25 protein-coding genes are annotated in these 24,975 nt (G+C 51.0%); 15 read left to right on the forward strand and 10 right to left on the reverse strand.

Translation table 11 applies throughout. The features are described from left to right. Nucleotides 1-129: 129 nt before the first annotated feature. The gene (locus tag SAR116_RS12535) at nucleotides 130-720 is read left to right on the forward strand and encodes a cysteine dioxygenase (protein ID WP_013047318.1); all 591 of its coding nucleotides are present in this window, start codon (nucleotides 130-132) and stop codon (nucleotides 718-720) included. On the opposite strand, the gene SAR116_RS12540 is transcribed toward SAR116_RS12535, so the two are convergent. Both SAR116_RS12540 and SAR116_RS12545 read right to left on the reverse strand, forming a co-directional pair. Beyond that, nucleotides 717-1,652 (reverse strand): AEC family transporter, encoded by a 936-nt coding sequence (locus tag SAR116_RS12540; RefSeq protein ID WP_013047319.1) that lies wholly within the window; start codon nucleotides 1,650-1,652, stop codon nucleotides 717-719. The genes SAR116_RS12535 and SAR116_RS12540 overlap by 4 nt on opposite strands. A 50-nt stretch (nucleotides 1,653-1,702) precedes the next feature. After that, the gene (locus tag SAR116_RS12545) at nucleotides 1,703-2,149 is read right to left on the reverse strand and encodes a c-type cytochrome (protein ID WP_013047320.1); all 447 of its coding nucleotides are present in this window, start codon (nucleotides 2,147-2,149) and stop codon (nucleotides 1,703-1,705) included. Between the two features lie 188 nt (nucleotides 2,150-2,337). Between SAR116_RS12545 and SAR116_RS12550 the strand changes: the two genes are divergently transcribed. Further along, entirely contained in the window at nucleotides 2,338-2,637 is a 300-nt protein-coding gene (locus SAR116_RS12550; RefSeq protein ID WP_013047321.1) for an NIPSNAP family protein, read from the forward strand. 10 nt (nucleotides 2,638-2,647) lie between these two features. On the opposite strand, the gene SAR116_RS12555 is transcribed toward SAR116_RS12550, so the two are convergent. Continuing rightward, a complete protein-coding gene (locus tag SAR116_RS12555) occupies nucleotides 2,648-3,655 on the reverse strand; it encodes an NAD(P)/FAD-dependent oxidoreductase (protein WP_013047322.1) in 1,008 nt (335 codons plus the stop codon). A 111-nt stretch (nucleotides 3,656-3,766) separates the two neighbouring features. Between SAR116_RS12555 and pgi the strand changes: the two genes are divergently transcribed. After that, nucleotides 3,767-5,350, forward strand: a complete 1,584-nt coding sequence (gene pgi / locus SAR116_RS12560; protein WP_190275453.1) for a glucose-6-phosphate isomerase — start codon at nucleotides 3,767-3,769, stop codon at nucleotides 5,348-5,350. Between the two features lie 8 nt (nucleotides 5,351-5,358). Then, nucleotides 5,359-6,288: a hypothetical protein gene (locus SAR116_RS12565; RefSeq protein ID WP_013047324.1), complete on the forward strand. Its 930-nt coding sequence runs from the start codon at nucleotides 5,359-5,361 to the stop codon at nucleotides 6,286-6,288. Here the strand turns inward: SAR116_RS12565 and SAR116_RS12570 are convergent. Both SAR116_RS12570 and SAR116_RS12575 read right to left on the reverse strand, forming a co-directional pair. Beyond that, nucleotides 6,285-7,205 (reverse strand): PhzF family protein, encoded by a 921-nt coding sequence (locus SAR116_RS12570; RefSeq protein WP_013047325.1) that lies wholly within the window; start codon nucleotides 7,203-7,205, stop codon nucleotides 6,285-6,287. The genes SAR116_RS12565 and SAR116_RS12570 overlap by 4 nt on opposite strands. Nucleotides 7,206-7,277: 72 nt before the next feature. Further along, entirely contained in the window at nucleotides 7,278-8,252 is a 975-nt protein-coding gene (locus SAR116_RS12575) for a hypothetical protein (RefSeq protein WP_013047326.1), read from the reverse strand. 151 nt (nucleotides 8,253-8,403) lie between these two features. On the opposite strand from SAR116_RS12575, the gene SAR116_RS12580 reads away from it, so the two are divergent. After that, a complete protein-coding gene (locus SAR116_RS12580; protein WP_013047327.1) occupies nucleotides 8,404-9,546 on the forward strand; it encodes an aminotransferase class V-fold PLP-dependent enzyme in 1,143 nt (380 codons plus the stop codon). Here SAR116_RS12580 and SAR116_RS12585 read toward each other — a convergent pair. Then, entirely contained in the window at nucleotides 9,539-9,748 is a 210-nt protein-coding gene (locus SAR116_RS12585; protein ID WP_013047328.1) for a hypothetical protein, read from the reverse strand. The two genes, SAR116_RS12580 and SAR116_RS12585, sit on opposite strands and share 8 nt — an antisense overlap. 85 nt (nucleotides 9,749-9,833) lie before the next feature. Beyond that, nucleotides 9,834-10,085 (reverse strand): GIY-YIG nuclease family protein, encoded by a 252-nt coding sequence (locus SAR116_RS12590; protein ID WP_013047329.1) that lies wholly within the window; start codon nucleotides 10,083-10,085, stop codon nucleotides 9,834-9,836. Nucleotides 10,086-10,172: 87 nt separating this feature from the next. Here SAR116_RS12590 and SAR116_RS12595 point away from each other — a divergent pair, with 87 nt between their 5' ends. Then, nucleotides 10,173-11,357, forward strand: coding sequence for a BaiN/RdsA family NAD(P)/FAD-dependent oxidoreductase (locus SAR116_RS12595; RefSeq protein ID WP_013047330.1), 1,185 nt, complete (start codon nucleotides 10,173-10,175; stop codon nucleotides 11,355-11,357). 6 nt (nucleotides 11,358-11,363) lie between these two features. Here the strand turns inward: SAR116_RS12595 and SAR116_RS12600 are convergent, their stop codons facing one another. After that, complete coding sequence (locus SAR116_RS12600; protein WP_013047331.1) at nucleotides 11,364-12,017, reverse strand: carbonic anhydrase; 654 nt, start codon at nucleotides 12,015-12,017, stop codon at nucleotides 11,364-11,366. A gap of 131 nt (nucleotides 12,018-12,148) precedes the next feature. Then, nucleotides 12,149-13,084 carry a LysR family transcriptional regulator gene (locus SAR116_RS12605; protein ID WP_013047332.1) on the reverse strand — a complete coding sequence of 312 codons (936 nt, stop codon included), beginning with the start codon at nucleotides 13,082-13,084 and terminating at the stop codon, nucleotides 12,149-12,151. A 255-nt stretch (nucleotides 13,085-13,339) separates the two neighbouring features. Between SAR116_RS12605 and SAR116_RS12610 the strand changes: the two genes are divergently transcribed. The 9 genes from SAR116_RS12610 to SAR116_RS12650 all read left to right on the forward strand — a co-directional run bounded on the left by SAR116_RS12610 (nucleotide 13,340) and on the right by SAR116_RS12650 (nucleotide 23,459). Further along, nucleotides 13,340-13,678, forward strand: a complete 339-nt coding sequence (locus SAR116_RS12610; RefSeq protein WP_013047333.1) for a P-II family nitrogen regulator — start codon at nucleotides 13,340-13,342, stop codon at nucleotides 13,676-13,678. Between the two features lie 16 nt (nucleotides 13,679-13,694). Beyond that, entirely contained in the window at nucleotides 13,695-15,020 is a 1,326-nt protein-coding gene (locus tag SAR116_RS12615; RefSeq protein WP_013047334.1) for an ammonium transporter AmtB, read from the forward strand. Between the two features lie 184 nt (nucleotides 15,021-15,204). Continuing rightward, a complete protein-coding gene (locus SAR116_RS12620; protein ID WP_013047335.1) occupies nucleotides 15,205-16,824 on the forward strand; it encodes an ABC transporter ATP-binding protein in 1,620 nt (539 codons plus the stop codon). Beyond that, the gene (locus SAR116_RS12625) at nucleotides 16,821-17,936 is read left to right on the forward strand and encodes an ABC transporter permease (protein ID WP_013047336.1); all 1,116 of its coding nucleotides are present in this window, start codon (nucleotides 16,821-16,823) and stop codon (nucleotides 17,934-17,936) included. The genes SAR116_RS12620 and SAR116_RS12625 overlap by 4 nt, the downstream gene beginning before the upstream one ends. Then, nucleotides 17,936-18,847 carry an ABC transporter permease gene (locus SAR116_RS12630; RefSeq protein ID WP_013047337.1) on the forward strand — a complete coding sequence of 304 codons (912 nt, stop codon included), beginning with the start codon at nucleotides 17,936-17,938 and terminating at the stop codon, nucleotides 18,845-18,847. Before SAR116_RS12625 ends, SAR116_RS12630 begins: the two co-directional genes overlap by 1 nt. A 33-nt stretch (nucleotides 18,848-18,880) precedes the next feature. Then, nucleotides 18,881-19,972 (forward strand): BMP family ABC transporter substrate-binding protein, encoded by a 1,092-nt coding sequence (locus SAR116_RS12635; RefSeq protein WP_013047338.1) that lies wholly within the window; start codon nucleotides 18,881-18,883, stop codon nucleotides 19,970-19,972. Nucleotides 19,973-20,189: 217 nt separating this feature from the next. After that, on the forward strand, nucleotides 20,190-20,975 hold the full coding sequence (locus SAR116_RS12640) for a hypothetical protein (protein WP_013047339.1): 786 nt from the start codon (nucleotides 20,190-20,192) through the stop codon (nucleotides 20,973-20,975). 197 nt (nucleotides 20,976-21,172) lie between these two features. Continuing rightward, nucleotides 21,173-22,141: a 2-hydroxyacid dehydrogenase gene (locus tag SAR116_RS12645; RefSeq protein WP_041861520.1), complete on the forward strand. Its 969-nt coding sequence runs from the start codon at nucleotides 21,173-21,175 to the stop codon at nucleotides 22,139-22,141. Nucleotide 22,142: 1 nt separating this feature from the next. After that, nucleotides 22,143-23,459: a glycerate kinase type-2 family protein gene (locus SAR116_RS12650; RefSeq protein WP_013047341.1), complete on the forward strand. Its 1,317-nt coding sequence runs from the start codon at nucleotides 22,143-22,145 to the stop codon at nucleotides 23,457-23,459. A 125-nt stretch (nucleotides 23,460-23,584) separates the two neighbouring features. Here SAR116_RS12650 and aceA read toward each other — a convergent pair whose 3' ends face one another. Then, complete coding sequence (gene aceA / locus SAR116_RS12655) at nucleotides 23,585-24,889, reverse strand: isocitrate lyase (RefSeq protein ID WP_013047342.1); 1,305 nt, start codon at nucleotides 24,887-24,889, stop codon at nucleotides 23,585-23,587. Nucleotides 24,890-24,975 lie beyond the last annotated feature (86 nt).

Raw genomic sequence — 24,975 nt, forward strand, 5'->3', positions numbered from 1 at the left:
TATTCATTGTTAAGCTTTATATTTATGTCAATGCGTTAGTGTAATTGCATTAACAATATTTTTGCAAAACCATTGATTAAGGACGTAAAATGGCAGCATGGTTATGTGACTATATAAAAGGGTGGGATCATGATCGATACATACGATACCGATAAACAAAACATAACAGCGTCCGCGCAACCGGCTTTTGATCTTGATGAATTTATTGTCTGCATGCGCAAAGCTGCAAAAGCCCCATCACCAGCAAAAGCGGTTCGCGCTGAAATGGATCGTTATTTTGAACATCCCGAAGCGGTTCGTCTGGCGATGCCAAAATTCGATACGGATGAAGAGGTGTTATATGAGGATGAGTCTATTTCGATTTTCTATTGCCGGTTTCGTCCCGGTTACACAATACCGCCGCATGATCATCAGACATCAGCAGTGATCGGTATTTATGACGGACAGGAACGGAATAATTTTTTCAGCACGGCTGGGGACAATTTTATCACCAAGAGCAAGTCGGTTGACATGCAGGCGGGTGACGTTGTGTCGATAGGTCCCCATGCCATTCATACGGTTGAATGTACAGGATCAACGCCAAGCTATGCCATTCATGTCTATCTAGGCCCTCTGTCGCGTATCGAACGTAATCTTTATGATGTCGAAGCCGAGAAAGTGATCCCCTTTACCGATGCCGATTTTCACAGGTTAGCTGAGGATAATGACATTGTGGCCTAGCCAAGCATAGTGAACAGGATATAGAGCACTATCGGCACCGTCAGGCTGGCCAGCAAAGTACTGGCGAAAATGGCCGAGGCAGAACGGCCTGCATAGGTCTGGTAGTGATCGGCCAGCATGAACACATTGGCGGCAACTGGCAGACAGGCCGATAGAATGGCGACCTTGATCCATAATATATCCTGACCGGGTATAAGCAGAAACAGACCTGCCACCAGCATAGGATGGATGATAAGCTTGAACAGGCTTATGATACTGACTTCGGCGGCGGCGGCACGGATCGGCTGACCATATAGTGTGGCACCAAGAGCAAATAAAGCGACAGGAGGCGCCGCATCGGCCAGCATGTTCAACGTCCGGCTGGCAATGACCGGCATCTGGATATCAGATGCTGCATAGCAAAGGCCAGCCACGACCGCCAGAAGCAATGGGTTACGTGCCATTTCAGCCAGAATACGCGGCACAGCCTGCGCCAGCCCCTGTTTTGTATTGGCGGCAAAATAGGCAAGGATCATCAGCAGAACGATGGTATCGGCAAATAACAACAATGCTAGCGGCAAAGCCGCGGCATCACCAAAGGCCAGAATACATAAAGGGACGCCGATATAGCCATAATTCGGATAGGCGATATTGAGCCCAAAAATGCCACTTGTCAGACGTTCAAAGCCAAACAGTGACCGCGACAGATAGGCTGTACCAAGAAACAGTAAAATGGTTGCGCTTTCATAACGCCAGACAAAGCCCCAGTTGAAAATATCTGCCGGATCGCTGACCGCAACCTTGATGAACAGCATCGGTGGCAAGGCAACGTAAAAGGCGAATTTTGCCAATGTGCGCGCGCCCGCATTGTCAAACAGGCCTGTTGCCCGCACACCAAAGCCAGCAAAAATCAGCGCAAAAAACGGCACTGAAATAGCAAGAACGTCACCCATGGTTGCTCATCAGAACAGCATGCCAGATAAAGACAGGGCGCAAGACATATCTATTTTTTAAAGACTTTGTGACATCCACCACATGAATCGGCTGTTGCCCGAAAGGCAGAGGTCAGGGCGGTCATATCTTCTGCCGCGGCCGCATCAATGATGCCTTGCGTTGCTGTTGCATGGGCTTTTGCCGCCGCTTTGAAGCCGTCAAAATCTTCCCATATACGCGCTTTGGCGGCTGATGGTGCGGCGCCACTGCCGGCAGGAAAATATTCCGGTATCTTGTCGGCCCAGGCCTTGATCTGTTCGGCATGTTCAATGATGGCGGCGTAATCCTGACTGCGCATTAATCCGCCAATGGCCTTTAGATGCCCCTGTGTTGCTTTGAAATTATCCATACGCTCTTTTACAATACCGGTAGCGCCATCATGCGCGAACAGCATATTAGGCACAGCTACCGAAGCGGTGGTGAGTATTGCGGCAATGATGATAAGAGGTTTTTTCATGCGGGTCTCCTTGTTGCGCATTGGGCGTTTATGGGGGCCGTACTGGGTGTCCGGCTGGTGTTAATGGCCAAGCTGACAGATTTGATTTGTATTCGTGTACCCAATATATGAGTATTGAATTGCGTAATCGTCAACCAATAAACATTAATTGTTATCATCACTATCTACAAATACTCAGGAGGCATGACATGGCCGCGGCACATCTTCGCATTTACACCATTAATAAAGGGCAGATGGATGACTGGCTTGATCTGTTCCATAACAAGCTGGTGCCGGTTCTGCATGAAGCGGGCTTTAAAGTTCCATCATCCTGGGTCAATGAGCTTGGCACGCAATTTATCTGGATCCGTAGCTGTGACAAGTTGGAAGATATCCCGAAGCTGGAAGAAAAATTCTATGGGTCGGACTGGTGGCAAGCCAATGTCGATTTCGTGCGTAGCCATGTCGCGCATCGTGAAATTGTGGTGATGACCTCAACAGGCAATTAAGCCACCCGGTTCAGACCTTATATCCTAATGCGGTTAAGGCCGCCAATCCACTATCATAGGCGTGTTCAACACGGGCGCCGCCAAGCCAGTCACCTGCCATGGCGATGGAGCGATTTGCATTAGTGATCCCATGCGGGGCGATGCTGGTATCAATGGTGGCAGGCTGGATGACCTTGGCATAAAGCCAGCGATGCGCGGCTGACATGATCGGGTCTGGTAAATACACGCCCTCAATGCTGGCAAGCGCATCATAAAGCGCGGCGATAACATCATCCTTGCTGGCCTCGATCCAAGCCTGGCTCCAGTCGGCACTAGCCTGAATCGTAATGGCGGGATGGGTTTGATCGGCCTTTTGGTAATTGGCCTGTGGACGCATCTGTTCCAACCCAGCCCAGCCAATGATGCCGTCACGCTGGCGGATGGGCAATGCGGGCATGATAGGCATGGTGTCAAAGCCCAGCATGACTGTCCAACAGGGGGCATAAAGCGCCGTATCGGCAAGGGCGGCCATGAATGGTTCGATAGGGCGTAAAAGCCGCGCTGTTTGGGGTGCCGGTGCGGTGATGATGAGCTTGCGGGTCAATAGATTGGTACCGTTTTTGTCGGTCAGACATAAGCCATTGTTATTGGTGCCAGTTAGCGGGTGCGGCATGATGCTGGCGATTTCCATATCCTGACGAATATCCAGCCCCTGACCCATAAAGACAGGCAGATCACGCATGGTCGGTGATCCGGCAAAGGCGTCTTTATCATCGGCAATCTGCCAGCGCGCCAGCGCGCCAGCATTTTCGGCTAGCTGTAGAACCGCGCTGAAGCTATCACCTTTGGCGGTGATGAATTGTGCCCCGTGGTTAAAGGTGAAGCCATCGGCACGGCGCGTCGATACGCGTCCGCCAATCCGGCGCCCCTTGTCAATCACCACCACATGCTGGCCAGTCTTATGCGCAGCTCTGGCGGCGGCAAGGCCGGAAATGCCCGCGCCAATGATTACGAGGTCGAAAATTACATCATCCGTCACGCCAGATACTCCAAAACATCAACAAACGCATATATAATACATATTCTTTCGCTAGCCGCATGGTCATATCATGCCCTATAATAGCTAGCTATGATAAAGCGGATGCTGGCTATGAATAAAGCCAGTAGCTGTCTCATTACCTATGCGGAGCGTTTCATGCTTACCCAGACAAAATCCTATGCAACCTTGCGCGATCATGCCAGACGGCTTGGCGATATCAAGCTGGCCGATCTGATACATGATGCGGCGCGGGCGCGGCAACTTGTTTTTGCCAGCGATGATCTGGAAGTTGATATCGCGCGCCAGCATATTGATATGGCGGCATTTGAGGCGCTTCTGGGGCTGGCTGAGGATGCCAATATTGCCGAAAAGCGCGATGCCATGTTTGCCGGTGAAGCGATCAATAAAAGTGAAAACCGGCCTGTTGTGCATGCCACATTACGCAGTCCGGCAACACGCACAAGCGCACGCTATCAAAAGATGGTGGATTTTGCCGAAGCCACCCGCACTGCAGATGTCTATGACGACATTATCAATATTGGTATCGGCGGGTCGGATCTGGGACCAGCGATGGTGGCGATGGCACTGGCACCTTTTGCGTCGGGTGCCCGCGTGCATTATGTTTCGAATGTTGACCCCAGCCATTTGCATGATGTGCTGGCCAGATGTGCCGCGCTGCGCAGTCTGGTGATTGTAACGTCCAAAACCTTTACCACGGCAGAAACCATGCGCAATGCGCGATTGGCGCAAGCATGGCTTGATATGGGTGGTGGTGACAGCAATAGCCAGATGGCGGCGGTGACCGCGGCGGCGGATAAGGCGGCTGACTGGGGTATTGATTCAGCACAGATATTTGATTTTGAAGCTGGTGTTGGGGGACGTTATTCGCTGTGGTCGGCGGTCGGTTTGCCGGTGATGCTGGCGATTGGCGCGGATCACTTTGCGTCCTTTCTGGATGGCGGCGCATCGATGGATACGCATTTCAAGACCATGCCGCTGGCCAAGAATATACCTGTTCTGCTGGGGCTTTTGCGTGTCTGGAACCGTAATTTTCTGGGTTATCCAACGCATGGCATCATGCCTTATGACCAGCGTCTGGCGCGGGTGCCAGCCTGGGCACAACAGCTGGAAATGGAATCGAATGGTAAATCAGTATCGCGTGATGGCGCGGCACTTGATTATGCGACAGCGCCGGTGATCTGGGGCGAAGCTGGCACCGGATGTCAGCATTCCTTCTTTCAGGCGTTGCATCAAGGGCGTGATATTGTGCCGCTTGATATTCTGTTTCCGCGTCATCCGGTGGGGTTGCATATGGCCAATAGCTGGCCAGATGATAACTGGCAGGATAGCCATCAGGTATTAATGGTGAATGCGTTGGCACAAGCCGAAGCTTTGGCACTTGGCCGCGAAAATGCCGAACTGCCACATAAGAATTTTGCCGGTGGGCGGCCATCAACAGTGATGAGCTGGGATCAGACAACGCCATTTGCGCTGGGGCGATTGCTGGCTTTATATGAGCATGTGACGATTGTCAGTGGCTTTTTATGGGATGTGAACAGCTTTGACCAATGGGGGGTCGAACTGGGCAAGGAGATGGCAACCTCGTTTGAAGCGCATCTGAAGGCAGGCACCATACCTGCGGGGATGAGCCCGACGGCGGCTGATCTTCTGGCTCGCCTTTCTGTAAAAAAGTGAATCCAGCTATGGAGGAGGGCAAGGCACCCGCTAACGACTGGCAGCATTTTGTCGGGATTGACTGGTCAGGTGCCAAAGGTGCAACGCATCAAGGTATCCAACTTGCAATAGCCGCGCCCGGACGGGGCGCGCCTGTTGGGATATATCCAACTGATAGCACAGACTGGAGCCGCGAAGCGGTTCGCGATTATCTTATCGATCTGGTATCGTCGGGCATCGGGTCAATTCTGGTGGGAATCGATTTTGCCTTTGCGCATCCGTTTCACGATCAGGATAGCTATTTCCCCGGTCAGGATATGTCACCTGCAAACGCCGCCGATTTATGGCAGCTTGTCGAGACAGTGAATAAAGATAATCTGCATCTTTATGGTGGCGCGATGTTCACCACTGAACCGTGGGGCGATTATTATCTGGCACCGCCAGTCTATGGCAAGGGGGCGCCATTCTATCAATCACGTCGTCGTCTTGCCGAAACAGCCTGCCGTGAAGCCGGGCGTAGCCCATCGCCGACATTCAAGGCGGTTGGTGCCGATAATGTGGCCACCGGTTCGATGGCAGGGATGCGCCTGTTGCATCAGCTTAAAAAACAACTTGGCGCGCAGGTGGCGATGTGGCCATTCGATGATCTGGACGCGGTGACGGCATCGCGATTGACGCTGGTGGAAATTTTCCCAAGCTATCATTTTCATCGCGCTGGCTTTGATCCGGCGAATAAGGCGGCACGAGATTCCGGTTTTATGTCGGACGCGCTGGGTGCCTATGATAGTGATGGCGTTTCGCCAGATTATGCCCCGCGCGGGCGTGATGCCGACGAAGCCGATGCCATGATCGCGGCGGCGGCATTACGGTTTTTCGCGCCGCATGCCGCTTATTGGCAGAGGGTGGAACACGCCAAGCGCGAAGGCTGGATTTTTGGGGTGCCGGCAAAGTCTGGCTAGTGGGGGTGGCTGGCCTCATCTGGCACTAAAAATCTGCCCTCGGCCATCCTTACCGCCGCACCAGCTATGCTGACCTCGATTAGGGTTTCATTCTCAACGATTGTGGTGAGCATGATCTGGCTGGGGCGTCCCATCTTCATGCCCTGATGAATCAAAATTCTTTTCTGTCCATTCGGCAATAGCCCCTTTGCGTGAAGCAAACCCGATAATGCAACGGCGGCCGAACCTGTCGCGGGGTCTTCTGCAATGCCCTCGGATGGTGAGAAAGAGCGCACGTGGATAATGTTATCGTCATACGCGGCAAGACAAAATACGATCAGTGCCGCATCAATCATCTGGCCGCTGCCGATAGGCGTAAAACACGATGAATTAATGTCAATGGCATGAAGCGTATCAGTTGTTTTGACTTCGGCAAAAGCAAAGCGTGGTCCCGATGACCATAGATTATTAATGGGTGGGTTGACAAAATCCTGATCTGTCAGACCAGTTGCCTTTGCTATTTCGGCACGTGCAGGGGCGGTGCCAACAGCATAAGGCAAAACAGGTGCGATGGCTTTGGCGATTCTGGTATCGTTATCAAAACTACATATAATCGTGCCAGCTTCGCAGGTGAGATGAAAATCACGGCCATCATCAGGAACAAGGCCGCTATCAGCTAGCGCGGCAATGCTGCCGATTGTTGGATGACCTGCAAAGGGGAGTTCGCCATTGGGCATAAATATCCGCAGATGCGCTGTTGCATGATCGGATGTTGGTGCAAACAGAAACACGGTTTCCGACAGATTCATTTCGCGGGCGATTGCCTGCATATGGTGCGACGCTATATCTTCGCCATGCGTAAAAATAGCCAATGGATTGCCACCAAACGGCGTGTCGGTGAAAACGTCATAGATCAGATAAGCTGTTGTGTTTGGCATAGGCGATTTTGCACCTAATTAACAAAAATTGAAAATATATTCGGTCGTGTATCCTATCTGCCTCTAATGCCGCTATCTCAAAACTGTGTCAGATGAAAACCATTCACCACTGTCTTCAAACCGCATTGATATCTGCATGAATGTCTTTCTGTTGTCATGAATGCGGTCAAGTTCCGAGTCCAGAACCATTATGTATTTTATGCCTTTATATGTAGTGGCTTCAATTTTGTCCGGCTTGCCGTAGTTAAAATGCTTGTACCCTGTCAGATCAAATACATTTTCATTAGCCCAATAAATTGCATATCTGAGGTTGGCTTTGGGTAAGCGTGCAAGTTTGGCATGAACAGCTTCAAACCATGGATTCGTCGATGTAAACAGGATGGCATCATGTTTTTTATGATACTTTAGTACCGAGCCGCCACTTCCCCGAATTGTGCGCCAGTCATTCATGTTGATGGGCAAAAACGGCTTATCTATTTTGTCTCTTTTTTTATCACGTGTCTTTGTCGTCTTGTCTTTGGTTTGTGATAGAGTCTTGCCATTGACGATTTCATCGCATGTGCCCCAGACATATCCGATATGCGTATAACCTGTTCCAAATTCCATACGGCTGGCGATTTTGTTGGTGGTGAAGAAATAGCTGTAGATACGTTTGGCATCATAGGATTTGCCGTGCTTGTCTTTGGGGCGTTCCAGATATGTCCATTCGATGCGTTCATCATTGCGCTTGGTGATTTTGCCTTTGAGCTTTGCATAATAGCTCTGAAAGAAAATCTGGTCGCCGACAATGCGGTGTTTTTGCCATGGGGGAATCCAGCCTTTGGCAAATTTGGCAGAATAATTGGTGTTATTATTATATTTGTCAAAAGTGCAATCGAGTAGAAAATCCCTGTCGCCAACCTGTCCGGCGGTGGCGCTGGTGCTGGCAAGGGGCAGGACAATCAGGGGCAGGGCGATCAAAAGCGCCGTAATCGCGCGCCAGACTGTCAGATGCGTAATATGCGTGGGCATGACGCTTTGCAGGGCGGTTGTAAAATGAGTGCGCATGATACCTGTCCTCCACCTATCTTTAAGGATGAGAATAACAAGAAACATTTAAAGAAACGTTAATGTGGGCAAAGGCTGTTATTTGTTTGCCGATAGATGCGTCCTAGGGTTAACTTTGTTTTCCCCTTATTCTTTATGACGGAGACCCATCATGCCAGCCTTATTGCCCGATATTGATCCCGATGGATTGCTTGAATATTCAGTCGTGTTCACTGACCGTTCGTTAAATTCAATGTCTAGTAAATTTCAGGCTGTGATGCGGGATATTTCCGGTGCACTCAAGCGGGCCTATAACGCGCATTCGGTGATCGCCATTCCGGGTGGTGGCACCTATGGTATGGAAGCGATCGCGCGGCAATTTGCCGATGACCAGCATGTGATGATTATCCGCAATGGCTGGTTCAGTTTCCGCTGGAGTGAGATTCTGGAGAAAGGCAAAATTGCCAAAAGCAGCACGGTGCTGGTGGCGGCGCGGCAACAGGATGGCGATGGTGATAACCGCCAGACGCCCTTTGCGCCACATGCTATTGATGATGTCTGTGCACAGATCGCGCGTGAAAAACCGGCGGTGGTGTTTGCCCCGCATGTGGAAACATCTGCCGGCATGATCTTGCCGGATGATTATATCCGCGCCGTGTCCGATGCGGTACATGCGGTTGGTGGGTTATTCGTGCTTGATTGTGTGGCGTCAGGTGCCTTGTGGGTTGATATGCAAGCCTGTGGGGTCGATGTTTTGTTGAGCGCCCCGCAAAAGGGCTGGAGCGCATCACCTTGTAGCGGACTGGTCATGCTGTCGCAAACGGCACGCGAAAAAATCGAAGATACCAATGCTGCCAGCTATGTCTGCGATCTGAAGAAATGGCTAGGCATAATGGAAACCTATGAAAATGGTGGCCATGCCTATCATGCGACTATGCCAACCGACGCGCTGGCCACATTCCGCGATGCCTTGCTGGAAACCGAAGCCTATGGTTTTGAAAAAACCCGACAAGAGCAGATTGATCTTGGTGCGGCGATCCGCAGCCTGCTGGAAAGCCGGGGCTTTCGTTCGGTGGCTGCATCCGGATTTCAGGCGCCATCGGTTGTTGTCAGTTTCACCGATGATGACAATCTGAAAAATGGTAGCAAATTTGCCGCTTGTGGGGTGCAAATTGCCGCCGGTGTGCCATTGGAATGTGGCGAGGGGCCGGATTATAAAAGCTTCCGTATTGGGCTGTTCGGCCTCGATAAGCTACATAATTGCGAGCGCACAGTTGCCAATTTTGCCGCGGCACTCGATAAAATCGTCAGCTAGCCAGTTGTGCCATATAGGTCTTGCTGTACCAGTCAAACATCAAAATACAGGCGATGATGACGGTGGCAAAACCAGCATAATGCAGAATCCGTTTGGCGCGCTCTGACAAGTTGCTTTTGCTGACGAAAACCGAGGCAAGATAAAGTGCGCCCACAAGAAGCAGGAAGCCAATGCCGCCAACAAGAACGATATCAATTTTCATGTAACCCTCTGACTAAATTTGTCTGATTATGTCTAGCAAGGCTGAAGATGGGGCGCACGTGAAATCGGCCTGCTTGATTGATGTTTCACCCTTTATAGCCAGCGCATAAAGCCAGTTTGACATCACGCGACAGGGCTTTGATGGCATATTCACGCTGGCTGGCATGGCTTCGGTCTTGACAGGTTTCATGATAGACTAGCACAAAGGGGCCGCGTCCCTTGGTATATTTTGCCCCAAGTCCGGCACTATGTGCGGTAATGCGGGCATCCAGATCATTGGTGATGCCGGTATAGAGGCTATTATCGGCACATTTAAGAATATAGACGACCCATTGCATCGAAGGCTTCACCCGGTTGCGTGTTTAGGTATGATAGCTTTACGCGAAAAAGACCGATTAGGGTATGAATTTTCAAGGTATAAACTAATGCGTTTTTCTTATGATGTGGTGATTATCGGGGCTGGAGCCGCCGGATTGATGTGTGCGATTGCGGCAGGCAAGCGCGGCCGTCAGGTCGTTGTGCTGGACCACGCGCGCAAGATTGCCGAGAAAATCCGTATTTCGGGTGGTGGGCGGTGTAATTTCACCAATCGATATACCAGTCCAGATGCGTTTCTGTCGCATAACCCGCATTTCATGAAATCGGCGTTGCAGCAATATTCGCAACATGATTTTGTGGCGCTTGTCGAAAAGCATGGCATTGCCTATCACGAAAAGAAACTAGGTCAGCTATTCTGTGATGAATCGGCGCAGGATATTATCACTATGCTACTCGATGAATGTGCTGATGCAGGTGTTACGGTCACCAGCGAAACGCATATTGAGGCGGTTGCCAAGACACCGCAAGGCAGATACGAGATCGTGTCGGATCGGGGCACCTATGACGCAGAATCACTGGTGATTGCCAGCGGCGGCCTGTCGATTCCGAAAATTGGTGCCACCGGCTTTGGTTATGATATTGCGCGCCAGTTCGGGCTTGGGATCCGCCAGACAAGCGCGGGGCTGGTGCCTTTGACATTCGCCGCCGAGCTGTTAGCACGATGCAAGGACATATCAGGCTTATCGGTTGAGGCCGAAGTGCAATGTGGCAAGACACAATTTGCCGAAGGGCTGTTATTCACACATCGCGGCCTGAGTGGGCCATCGATTTTACAGATTTCATCCTATTGGGACGTCGGCCAGACGCTTTCGGTCAATCTGGCACCAGCTCATGATATGCGCAATGTGATGACTGACAAAAAGCGTAGCCATCCAAAACAGGATGCCCAGACGATCCTGTCCGAATTCATGCCCAAACGGCTGGCGAGCCTGTTTTGCGCGCTTCATGACAGTGCGGGAAGGCTGGCCGATATACCGGATAAAAAGCTGACAATATTGGGTATGGCTGTGAATGATTGGCAGGTTCTGCCAAATGGCACCGAAGGTTATCGGACTGCCGAGGTGACGCTGGGCGGTGTTGATACCGATGATCTGTCATCAAAAACCATGCAAGCGCGCCAGATTGACGGGCTGTATTTCATCGGCGAGGTTGTTGATGTGACAGGCCATCTTGGCGGCTATAATTTCCAATGGGCATGGTCATCAGGCTATGTGGCAGGACAATATGCCTAGCGACAATCAGGTGACCTGTTCGAAGTCACCATTTTTTTCATTATAAAAATACAGATCGCCTTCACCAATATCATTCCAAAGGCCATGCAGTGACAGCGTATCATTCTCGACAGCATGTTTGACAAAGGGAAAGCTCATAAGATTTTCCAGTGACACCAAAACACCTTCGCGTTCCAGTGCGGCAATTTGTTGCTCTTCGGTTTCCAGATGCTTAACGCGCTCAAAGCCAGGACGCAGGATATCCATCCAGCGCCCAACAAAGCTGGTGCTTTCTTCGAGTTGGGGTGCCTTGCCCGAACACATCTGGTGACAGCCATTGACGCCGCCGCATCCCGAATGACCCAGAACAATGATATGCGCAACCCCCAGGCTTGTGACCGCATATTCAACCGCCGCCGAGGTGCCATGATAATCGCCTGTTGGTGAATAGGGTGGCACCAGATTGGCAACATTGCGGTGAATGAAGAATTCGCCCGTATCAGAACCGAACATGGCAGTCACATGAACGCGGCTATCACAACATGAAATAACCATCGCGCGCGGATGCTGGCCTTCTTCAGCAAGATGTTTGTACCAAACCTTGTTTTCGACAAATTTGGTTGCTTTCCATCCCTGAAAACGCTGGATCAAATAGGCAGGTAGGGGGGCTGCATTCGTCATTTATCTATCCTGATCGTGTCTGAATTTAGTTCAAAACAATGCCACAATTTAGCGACTATACGCCTAAAAATCTAGATGGCTATATGGCTATCTATAAGTTAAATATCGATAGGTGATACTTGTAATGGTGCTTATTGATTAAAATCATCCGGATAGCGCTGGCCAAGCTCGTGAATGATGTTGTCGAGGAATTTCGCCGCTGCGACAGGCAGAACACGGCCTTTTAACTGGCCAATATGTAATATGCCAGCTGGCACATCGTCAATATCAAAGGGGCGCGCCACAATATCAGATTCCAGCTTTGTTTCATTCGAAGTGATGCCGGGCTCTAGGCTGATCGGAATCTGGAATGAAATGGCATGTTCATGCACAAGATAATTCTGCATAAATTCAAAACTATCGGATTCGATGATTGTATTCATCTTGATGTTGCGTTTCATCTGCCCGACATCAAGCAGTTGCCGCACGCCGCTTTTGGCCGTTGGCAAGATGGCAGGCACATCAATGCAATCGCGCAGACGAATAACGTCCTTTTTGGCAAGCGGATGTGATGCTGACATCAAACAATGCACGGTCTGACGGGCGGTGGCGATGACCTGAAAATCAGTGGTGCGCACGGGGGCAAAAACAAAAGCAAGGTCAGCATCAAGCGATAGCAGTGACGCCTCGGCAGCATCGCCATATTGGCGCAATAATTCAAAGGTAACAGCATTATGCTGGCCTCGATAATGCGCCACCAATTCAGGCAGGAAAAATCGCAGCACATCGGCACCGCCAGCAATCTTGACATGACCACGGCGGACGCCAGTTAAATCCGATATCTGGGATTGAACACGGGCTAGGTCGGCGATCTGGTTACGGACATGCTGGACAAATAATTCACCTGCCGTGTTCAGACGCACCCCGCTGGGCAGTCTTTCGAAAAGAGGTTGCCCAAGCTCATCTTCTACCTGCAGGATCCGGCGATTCAAGGCCGTTGAGGTGATGGCTAGTTTTTCAGCCGCTTTACGGATCGATTTTTCACGCGCGACAGCGTCTATAAAGCGCAAATTGGTCATATGCCGCATCGGGTTGGTCTCCTGCCTGCCTGTATCGTCAACTGATCGTGTATTAGACCCCGCTAAATAACATGGTGATGCAAAAAACGCATCACCATAATGCAAAATGAGCAGAATTTTTTTTCAGCATAGTTGGTTAGTAACTCACTTGCGTCTGTATGAAGGCGCTTATCGTGGGTGCATTCAAAACCGAATGTTCCAAGATGATTTACAGGAGGGGGCGTCGCGCCCAAGCAAAGCGACCGGCCCAAGGAAGGATTGAGTATGAAATATATTGTGGCAATTATTCAACCAAGTCGGCTCACGGCGGTGCATGAAGCATTGGTAGCTGTTGGTGTAGAAGGGCTGACGTCCAGTGAAGTTCAGGGATATGGACGGCAGAAAGGCAAAAGCGAAATTTATCGCGGTGCTGAATATACAGTTCATTTCCTGCCCAAGGTAAAGATCGAGCTCGCTGTCTCTGCTGAAATGGCAGACAAGGCGGTTGAAGCGATCAAGAGTGTCAGCGCTACAGGCAAGATCGGCGACGGCAAAATTTTCATTTTGAATCTTGAAGATGCAATGCGCATTCGCACCGGTGAAACCGGTGTTGATGCTCTGTAAGAAAAGGGAGTTTCTAATGCGTAATTACAATAAAATTCTAGGCGTAGCGGTTGCCACTGTTGCAGCTGTTGCCTTGCCGACGATGGCGTTTGCTCAGGAGTTACCTGAACATGGTGTCTATATCTTGAATTCGGTTCTGTTCTTGATGGCCGGTTTTCTGGTCATGTTCATGGCTTGTGGTTTTTGTATGTTGGAGGCAGGCCTTGTGCGTGCCAAAAACACAACAATGCAGTTGACTAAAAATATGGCGTTATTCTCGATTGCCGCCGTTGGATATTATTTGATGGGTTACAATTTGATGTATCCATTAGGTGACTGGTCAGTTGAAGGCTATTTCTCGGGTTTGTTCCCGGCTGTAGCGGTTATGGAAGCTGTTGGTATTACGGCTGAAGGCGCTGATGACATTAGCTATGCAACAACAGGTTCGGACTACTTCTTCCAGCTTATGTTCTGTGCGGCAACAGCCTCGATCGTTTCAGGTACAGTTGCTGAACGTGTCAAGCTGTGGCCTTTCCTTGTCTTTACGCTGATCCTGACTGCCTTTATCTATCCGCTACAGGCAAGCTGGAAATGGGGCGGTGGTTTCCTTGACGAAATGGGTTTCCTCGATTTTGCTGGCTCAACCGTCGTGCATTCAGTTGGTGGCTGGGCGGCGCTTGCCGGTGCCTTGGTAATCGGTGCGCGTACGGGTAAATATAAAGATGGCCGGGTGATCCCGATGCCAGGTGCAAATCTGCCGCTTGCGACATTGGGTACCTTTATCCTGTGGCTTGGCTGGTTTGGCTTTAATGGTGGATCGCAGCTGGCGATGGGTACTATTGGTGATGTTGCCGATGTATCGCGTATCTTTGCCAATACAAATGCGGCGGCTGCCGGTGGTTCGATTGCGGCTTTGATCCTGACCCAGGTTTTTTATAAGAAAGTTGATCTGACAATGGTTCTGAACGGTGCTTTGGCGGGTCTGGTTTCGATCACGGCTGAACCTTTGACACCAACTCTTGGTGTGGCGACGATGATCGGTGCTTTCGGTGGTGTGATCGTGGTCTTTGCGGTGCCATTCCTAGACAAGCTGAAGATTGACGATGTTGTCGGTGCGATCCCCGTGCATTTGATCGCTGGTATCTGGGGTACGCTTGCTGTGCCGCTGACAAATAGTGATGCCAACTTCGGAACGCAGATCACCAGTATCATCATTGTTGGTGTGTTCACATTCGTCGTGTCATATGTCGTGTGGATGGCACTAAAGATGGTGATGGGTGTTCGGGTTAGCGAAGAAGATGAAATCGCTGGTCTGGATAATGCCGAATTGGGTATGGAATCTTATCCTGAATTCACTCGATAGCCGATCTTGAATCGCTAAAAATGAATAATGCCGGCTTCATCAATGATGAGGCCGGTTTATTGTTTTGAACAGGATAATTGCTTGGATATATCCTTTACTTTTCACCTCTGATGACATTAGGTTTATGCACTGTTTGTCATTTTTCTGCGAAAATCAAACGCACCTTTAATGGGGTTGAGTCACCTTGAATATAACGACCGAAACGGACATGGGTTCAGTGTTGCTTGAAGCTGAAAAGGTGACCAAGAGATTTGGTGATTTTACAGCGAACGACCATGTTGATTTTACCATTCGTGCTGGTGAGATTCATGCCTTGCTGGGCGAAAATGGTGCTGGCAAATCTACCTTTGTGAAAATGATTTACGGGCTGATGCAGCCTGATGCCGGCCGTATCACATGGCGTGGCCAGCCGGTCACGATTAATGGCCCGCAACATGCCCGTGATATGGGTATTGGCATGGTGTTCCAGCATTTTTCGCTATTTGCCGCGCTGACCGTTGTCGAAAATATCCAGTTGGCCTTGCCTGCGGGTGAGCATAGTGATGATCTGGCCAACCGTGTGCGCCAGATTTCCCAAGAATATGGCATTAGCGTTGATCCCTATGCCCGAATCCATAATTTATCCGTTGGTGAGCAGCAACGTGTTGAAATTATGCGCTGTCTTTTACAAGATCCGTCCCTGCTGATTATGGATGAGCCAACATCGGTGCTGACGCCGCAAGAAACTGACCAGCTATTTACCGTGTTGCGGCGGTTTCGTGATAATGGCATGGCGGTTCTGTTCATTTCGCACAAGCTTGACGAGATCAAAGCATTGACATCGCGCGCAACGGTATTGCGGCGTGGGCAAAATGTTGGTTCGGTTGACACTAAGTCAAAATCCAGCCGCCAGCTTGCTGAAATGATGGTGGGTGCTAAAGTTCAGAATGTGACCCGCCAAAAAGCCAACCCAAAGGGGAAGGTCATTTTCACTGTCGAGGGGCTAAACCGTCCCAAACATAGCCCGTTTGCCACCACGCTTCGTGATGTTTCGATTGCTGCCAGAAGTGGAGAAATTCTGGGTATTGCGGGCATTGCCGGAAATGGACAGGATGAATTGATGGCGAGCTTGATGGGGGAATGGTGCCCGCGTGAACGCAATATCATCAAAATTGACGGCAAGGATGTCTCGCAGCTTGGCCCCGCCCAGCGTCGGCTTGCCGGTCTGGGCTTTGTACCCGAAGAACGTAATGGACATGCGGCGGTTACGGGTATGACATTATCGGAAAACACCTTGCTGACCGCGCATTCGCTGGATGGTGCCATTGACCGCAACATGATCGATTTCAGCTTTTTGCAACGTCGTGCCGCCCAGATCATCGGTTCTTTTGACGTGCGCACCCCAGAAGATGATCCAATGGCGTCATCGCTATCGGGTGGTAATTTGCAGAAATTTGTTGTTGGCCGTGAAATTATCAAGGCACCACAGGTTCTGATTGTGTCGCAACCGACCTGGGGCGTTGATGTTGGGGCGGCGATATTCATTCGCAAAGCGATGCTTGATCTGGCTGCCGCCGGTTCGGCGGTGATTATGCTATCGCAGGACCTGGAAGAAATTTTTGCCATTTCACACAAAATCAGCGTGCTTCATGACGGTATGCTATCGGCCGCCGTGGATGCAGGTGATATGACAGCCGAAGGCGTTGGTTTGCTGATGGGTGGTATGCAGGACACGGTCACAGACACGTCAAAGTCGAAATCGGTGTCAAAACGAGCCTCCCCGAAATTAGGACACCCGAAATCAAGCAAAAGGAGCGCGTCATGATTACGCTGACGCCTCGTAAGTCAATCTCTCTGGCTATGACATTGGGGATACCGGTGCTTGCGATTGCCATGACGCTGGTCATTGGTGCGGTTATTTTTGCGCTTCTGGGTTACAACCCGGGTGCAGCTTTATATCAATTTTTTGTCGCCCCCGTCTCGCGGCCTGATCAGATAGCCGATTTGTTTGTCAAAGCCTGCCCGCTGATTGTGATCGCATGTGGTCTGGTATTCTGTTACCGCGCCAATGTCTGGAATATCGGTGCCGAGGGGCAATTGATATTAGGGGCGGTGTTTTCCGGCTGGGTGGCGCTGACATATCCTGATTTACCAACCTATCTGATGATGCCTGCGATGGTTATAGCCGCCATGATTGGTGGGCTGTTATGGGCGATGATTCCGGCCTTGCTGAAGGTGCGCTTTAACACCAATGAAATTCTGGTGTCTTTGATGCTGACCTATGTCGGGGCGTTATTCATTGATTGGCTGGTGCGGGGGCCGTGGCGTGACCCGATGTCATTCGGATTTCCACTGACCAAAATGTATGAAGATGCGGCGCTGATTAGCCTTGTGAAGATTCCGGGTGTCGGCACACTTGGCCAGCTTCATTGGGGCGTGTTCGGGGCGTTGTTATTATCGGTGGCAGCATGGGTTGTGCTGTCGCGCACATTGGCCGGGTTTCAGGTCAAGGTTATGGGCGATGCCCCGCGTGCAGGCGTGTTTGCCGGTTTTAGTCCGGCGATGACAACCATTGCCGTGCTGGGGGTTTCGGGGGCAACAGCCGGACTGGCTGGTATGATTGAAGTGTCGGCAAATATAGGTCAGCTACAGCCGAATATTTCATTCGGTTACGGCTTTACCGCGATCATTGTGGCGTTTCTGGCGCGGCTTAATCCCTTAGCAGTTATTATTGCCGGACTAGTTGTGGCGCTTGCCGAACTTGGCGGCGATTCGGCACAGATAGCACTTGGCATGCCGAAAGTCGTGACTGGCGTGTTCAAGGGTATTCTGCTGTTCATGCTACTAGCTGGCGAGACGTTCAACCGGTTCCATGTGGCGGTAAGATGGCCAGCCCTATTAGGTGGGCAGGCTGATACGGCGAATAAGGAGGCATAATGGAACAGTTGATTCTGACTATATTGCTGACGTCGGTACCGCTTGTTTTTGCGGCTTCAGGCGAGTTGATTGCCGAACGAAGCGGGGTGCTAAATCTGGGTGTTGAAGGCATGATGCTGATGGGCGCGGTGTCGGCCTTTGCCGCAGTGATGGTTACGGGCAATGCCTATATGGGTATCATCGCTGGTGGTCTGGCTGGCGCGCTGACAGCTTTCATTTTTGCAATTTTTGTGCTTGGTCTGGCGACGAATCAGGTGGCAACAGGGCTGGCCTTAACGATTTTTGGCACTGGCCTGTCAGGTCTTGTCGGGGCGCCATTGGTCGGCAAGGCGATCGATGGTCTGCCGCAATTGCCGATTCCCGTTCTGGCCGATATTCCGGTGCTTGGCGTGTTATTGTTCCAGCATGATATCATGGCCTATTCTGCGGTGGTTATGGTTGCGCTGATTGCATGGTTTTTAAAGCATACGCGGGCAGGGCTGGTTTTGCGTGCTGTTGGTGATAATCATGACAGTGCACATGCGCTTGGTTATCCGGTATTATTTGTACGATTGATTGCCGTGCTGTTTGGCGGCATGATGGCAGGGTTAGGCGGCGCCTATCTACCGCTGGTGCTGACACCGCATTGGGCCGAAGGCATGACCGCGGGGCGTGGCTGGATTGCTCTGGCTCTGGTCGTGTTTGCATCCTGGTTGCCGTGGCGCGTCTTTTTAGGGGCGCTGATCTTTGGCGGTATCACCATTATGCAGTTAGCAGGACAGGCGCGTGGATGGACAACGCCGTCACAGATTTTGGCCATGTTGCCATATATCTCGACGATCGTTGTTCTGGTTTTGATTTCGCGGAATCGTGAATTTGCGCTGGCCAATTCGCCAGCATGTTTGGGGCGGATTTTCCACGTTGGAAAATAGGTATGGTTTACCCCCACTAAAGAGGAGAAAAAAATGAGAAAATTTTTAATGATATTGATGGCGGGTCTTGCCACCGCCGTAATGGGGAGCGCAGGTGCGTTTGCCGAGCCGGTAAAGGTTGGTTTTGTCTATCTGACCAATCCGGGTGACCATGGCTGGACCTATGCGCATGAAGTCGCGCGTCAGGAAGTCGAAGCGCATTTTGGTGACAAGGTCGAGACATCCTATGTCGAGAATGTGCCAGAAGGCCCCGATGCAACGCGCGTTGTTCGCGAATTAGCACGCCAGGGTAATAAGATCATTTTCACAACATCCTTTGGCTATATGGACCCCACGCTAAAGGTCGCCAAGGAATTTCCAGATGTGAAATTTGAGCATATTACCGGCTATAAGCGCAGTACGAATATGGCAACAGGGAATATCCGTTTCTATGAAGGCCGCTATGTTCAGGGTGTCGTGGCTGGCATGATGACGAAATCAAACCGTATTGGTTATATTGCATCATTCCCGATTCCCGAAGTTATTCAGGGTATCAACGCCTTTGCGGCGGGTCTGCGCGAAGTGAATCCGAATGCTGAAATGTCAATCATCTGGGTCAGCAGCTGGTACGATCCGGTTAAGGAAGCCGATGCCGCCAAGGTTCATATTGCCGAGGGTGCCGATATTCTGGCACAGCATACAGATAGCCCAGCCATGTTGCAGACAGCCGAAAAAGCCGGTGTATTCGGCTTTGGCCAGTCAAGCGATATGAAAGCCTTTGCGCCAAAAGCCCAGCTATTCAGCTCGGTTAATAACTGGACACCTTACTATATTAGTAAAATCGAACAGCTCATGGATGGTTCATGGTCAACTGGCGAAGGCCCTGATCACTGGGCAGGTAACACCTGGAAAGGTATGGCTGATGATTATCTGGTGCTGACACCGTTTGAAAATATGCCTGCCGATGTTGCTGCCAAAGCCCAAGGAGCAGCGGATAAGATCAAAGGTGGCATGAACATCTTTACTGGCCCATTGAAGGATAATGAAGGTAATACGGTCATTGGCGCGGGGGAAGCGCTTGATGATGGTGGCCTATGGGGCATGAACTATTATCTCGAAGGTGTGCTTGGTAAAATTCCAGGCTGATCATCTGATTCGCAAGTTAATAAGAAAGGCGTCATCGCTAGATGGCGCCTTTTTCAGTGAATATTGGAGTTTTTACAACTCTAAGACGCCATATTTAATGCGATTTCCACTCCTGCGTTAGCGATCTGCGAGGGAATGGTTAACGGCCTTATATATCGATTTTCTAATTCAGGAAGCGCGGCTTTCTGATGTAACGAATATCTTTATAGGAGTCGATATGACTAAAATTTTTATGGCTATTTTGGGCGTCGCTGTTTCTTTATCGGCTGGCGCACAAGCCCTGACGTTCAAATCAGGTGAGGTTCTGGGCCCTGATGGGAATATGTATGTCGGGGCAAGTCCCGAAAATCTGGAAAATATCATTGCCAATGCCAAAGATGACGACAAGCCAGCAGGCGTTGTTGGTAATAACGTCTTTGTTATCGTCGATGACACGGTCACCTTTGTGCCTACCAAGGATCTTGCGCCTTTGGGTAATGACGAGCGTCTTGAGCATATCGGGGATAAAGTTGTCGAGAATCTTTCCGGCGTCGAAGGTTTGACGATGGAAAGCGTGCAAGCGGTTAAAGAGCTTGGTGAGGAATCTGATGTTGACCTTGCGAAAGTCATTTCTGATGGTGGACTAGCCTCACTTGATCAAGCCACTCTGGACGATCTCAAGCAAGTCGCCAGTGAAACAGGCATCGATCTGGCGAATATTCAGGCGATCAGTGATAGCCTTGGCGGGCTGGATACACAGCAGCTTGCCGATATGAACGCCTATCTGGAAGAATCGCTGGAAGGTGAATTGCTTGACGATATCAATGCCGAGATTGCCGCGATTAGTGACATTGAAGGCGGCATGGACGCATTGATGAGGTTTAGCAGTTACGCAGATTGTGTAAATGGTGGCGGCGGAAGCGTCTGTGATCAAGTTCAAGCCAGACTCAATGAACTTGAGGGCGATGATCAAGACCCAGCTCCCCCAGCAGATGGAGTATCCGAAATAGGCGAAGAAGGCTAAGAAACCCAAGATTGTAATCATTATACAGGCCGATAGGCAGAGTCATAAAGCGCGGTGTCAGTGATGCCGCGCTTTTACTATATCCAACTTATTCACGCGCTGGATTACGTTTAAGACGCTATCTTTTGTTTAGAGTCCAAGCTCGTAAAAAACTTTGAATATGGCCATGCAATATCGCATAGTAACCTATGAGCGATATTACAAAACCAACGATTTTCGTGACACGACGCTGGCCGGCAGATGCCGAGGCGGCCTTGTCTAAATATTTCACCCCAACATTCAACAGTGAAGATGTGCCGCTGACGACACAGCAAATCGCTGATGGTTTTGCCAGCCATGACGCGCTGGCGCCAACCGTATCCGATACCATCACTGCCGAGATCATAGAGGCAGGCGCGGCAGGCAAAGGCAAATTTGTCGCCAATTATGGTGTTGGTGTTAATCATATTGATATCGAAGCGTGTAAGGCGGCATCGATTCCGGTCAGCAACACGCCAGGCGTGTTGACGGATGCTACTGCCGATATCACGATGACATTGATGTTAATGTTGGCGCGTCGTGCTGGTGAAGGCGAACGCGAATTGCGTGGTGGTAACTGGGCTGGCTGGCGTCCAACGCATCTGATGGGGCGGCAATTAAGTGGTAAAACGCTGGGTATTATTGGAATGGGACGTATCGGCAAGGCCGTAGCGCGTCGTTGTGCGCTGGGCTTTGGCATGAAAGTGGTATTTTATAACCGTTCAAAGGTCGATGATTGTGCTGATATCAATGCTGTGCAAATGGCGTCGGTTGTTGATGTGTGTGCGGCGGCTGATATTGTCAGCCTGCATTGCGCCGCCAGTCCTGATACGTTCGAAATCATGAATGCGGCCGCGTTTGATGCGATGCCATCTGATGCGGTTATTATCAATACGGCGCGTGGTGATGTGATCGATGAAAGTGCCCTTGTAAAGGCGTTGAATGCGGGATCTATCGGCGGTGCTGGCCTTGATGTGTTTCAGGGCGAGCCAAATATCAACCCTGATATTTTGACAGCGCCACATACAGTGTTACTGCCGCATCTGGGCTCGGCAACTTTGGAAACACGAACCGCTATGGGGCTGAAGGTCGTTGATAATCTACGCGCCTTCTTTGCATCAGAGCCGTTGGTTGATCCTGTCTGCTAAGATGTCTGCTAGTGGGACTGTTCATGGGCATGGGGCAGGGCATTTTCGTGATCTGCTGATTGCGGCGTTTCATGCCGGTATTGATGCGGGGCGCCCCGAACCTGTCACGCGTGATGCGGTTGCCAGGGTTTTGCAACAAGCGGGTGCGGGGGCACCAGCGCCTACGGCGATTATTGCGATTGGCAAAGCGGCCTGTGCTATGGCTGATGCCGCGCGTCAGGCTGGCTGTCTGGCGCCGGGTATTATTGTAACCAATGATGAAAATTATCAGGAGATAGAGGGGTTTGACGTGCATGTCAGTGCGCATCCGGTACCTGATATACGTGGGCTTCGTGCCAGCGATGCGGTCGAACAGCTGGCTGATTCACTGACCGCCGATGATCATTTGCTGTTGCTGATAAGCGGCGGGGGTTCGGCTTTGCTACCCGCACCAGCCCCAGGTATTTCGCTGGCTGATAAAATGGCGCTGAATGAAGCCTTGCTGGCAAGCGGCCTTGATATCCATGACATGAATGTAATCCGGCGGTTATTTTCACGCTTGAAAGGTGGTCGGCTGGCAGCAGTGGCGATGCCTGCCCGTATAAGCCAGTTTTTATTGTCGGATGTACCTGGTGACCGACTTGAGTCAATTGCCAGCGGTGTTGCCGCGCCCGAACCAACGTCGCTTGATGCGGCGATCGGACTGGTGCACGCGCATGGGCTAGATCGGTTGGCGTTTGTCCCCGCACATCTGGATGCGCTTCGCAGCGGCAAGGTTCAAGCACCGCTAGGGGCGGACAATCCGGTTTTTGACAATGTACAGACCGAAATTCTGGCCAGTAATACAATATGCCGTTTAGCTAGCCGTCGCTTGCTTGAAAAGGCAGGTGACATAGAGATTATCGATGCCCCCGACCTTGATGGCGATGCCAGCATTATGGGTGAACGGCTTGCCGCCTGTGTGAAGTCTGTCAGTAAACCCGGTCACTATGGAATCATTGTGGGCGGCGAAACAACGGTCACATTGACTGCTTCATCAGGTGTTGGGGGGCGAGCACAAGAAGTTGCCCTTACCACGGCTATCGCCCTTGCCGCAGAAAGGGCAGCCGCGCCATCAGAATGGGCGGTGCTTGTTGGCGGTACCGATGGCCGAGATGGCCCATGTGATGCGGCAGGTGCGCTTTTGACAAGCGATGACGCGCTGGACATTGCTAAAGCCAAAGCTGCCTTGGCAGCGCATGATTGCTATCCATTTCTGCAAGCATCGGGTCAGCTTGTAATGACTGGCGGCACCGGCACCAATCTAGGTGATCTGGCGATCATTCGCTTTACACGATAACTATTGCGCCCGATAAAGGGAGGCCGGATAGGAAAGCAAAAACCTATCCGGCCTCAGGCTTCAGGACGGTAATGGTATGACCCGCACTCCCCCAAGCGCAGGCCAGATACCGTGCCTGAGGGAAGCTATTCGGCAGCCTTTTCCTGGTCGCCTGAAAATTGGGCCTCTTCGGTCGAGTCATTAAGCGCAGTGGTTGCAGACTGGCCACCTTTAACAGCCACTGAAATCGCGTCAAACCAGCCAGCACCAACTTCGCGCTGATGGCGGGTGGCGGTATAGCCATTCACCTCGGCGTCGAATTCGGCATTCTGTAATTCACTATAGGCGGCCATGCCCCGGTCACGATAATCGCGTGCAAGTTCATACATGGCAAAATTCATGGAATGGAAACCAGCCAATGTGATGAACTGATATTTATAACCCATCGCGCCAATTTCACGCTGGAAGCGGGCAATGTCTTCAGGCGAAAGGTTTGCCGACCAGTTAAAGCTTGGCGAACAATTATAGGCCAGCATCTTGTTCGGGAATTTGGCATGGATGGCATCAGCAAAGCGGCGTGCCTGCTCGATGTTAGGTGTTGATGTTTCCATCCAAATCAGATCGGCATATTCGGCAAAGGCAAGGCCGCGCACCACACAACGCTCAAAAGCATCTTTCGGATCAAGACAGAAAAAGCCTTCTTCGGTGCGTTCGCCTGTCAGGAACTGATGATCGCGTTCATCAATATCCGAGGTGATCAGCTTGGCGCTTTCGGCGTCAGTCCGGGCGACAATCAAGGTTGGCACCCCTGCCGTATCAGCGGCCAGACGTGCCGCATTCAGATTGGCGATGTGCTGTTGTACGGGGATTAGAACCTTGCCGCCCATGTGACCGCATTTCTTTTCAGATGCGAGTTGATCCTCAAAATGCACGCCGGCCGCACCAGCTTCGATATAGCTTCGGGTCAGTTCAAACGCATTGAGCGCGCCACCGAAGCCGGCTTCGGCATCGGCAATGATCGGGGCAAACCAGTCAATATTGTCATCGTTATTTTCCAGCGTCTGAATTTGGTCAGCCCGCTGTAATGTGCGGTTGATCTTGCGCGCTAGCTCAGGGCCTGAATTGGCGGGATAGAGCGACTGGTCAGGATACATGGCACCAGCCGTATTCGAGTCAGCCGCGACCTGCCATCCGGACAGATAAATCGCTTTCAACCCAGCACGCACCATCTGCATCGCTTGGTTGCCGGATAGCGCGCCCAGTGAATGCACATAATCTTCACTATGTAGCAAATTCCATAGCTTGTTCGCGCCATTGCGTGCCAGCGTATGTTCAGGTTGCACCGAACCCGACAGTTTTTTCACATCCGCCAGACTGTAATCACGCTTGATGCCGTCAAAGCGGCCAGCGTCAGTTTTGGTATGCGTTTCAAATTCGGTGCGCGCGCTCATAATATATTCCTTTGACCTTTGTGCCACTTAACAAGCGGTCACTATATGTGGTTACGTGATCTTTATTGCTTAGCCTGTAGCCATAT

It is taken from the genome of Candidatus Puniceispirillum marinum IMCC1322 (assembly GCF_000024465.1).
In the GTDB taxonomy this organism is placed as follows: Bacteria; Pseudomonadota; Alphaproteobacteria; order Puniceispirillales; family Puniceispirillaceae; genus Puniceispirillum; species Puniceispirillum marinum.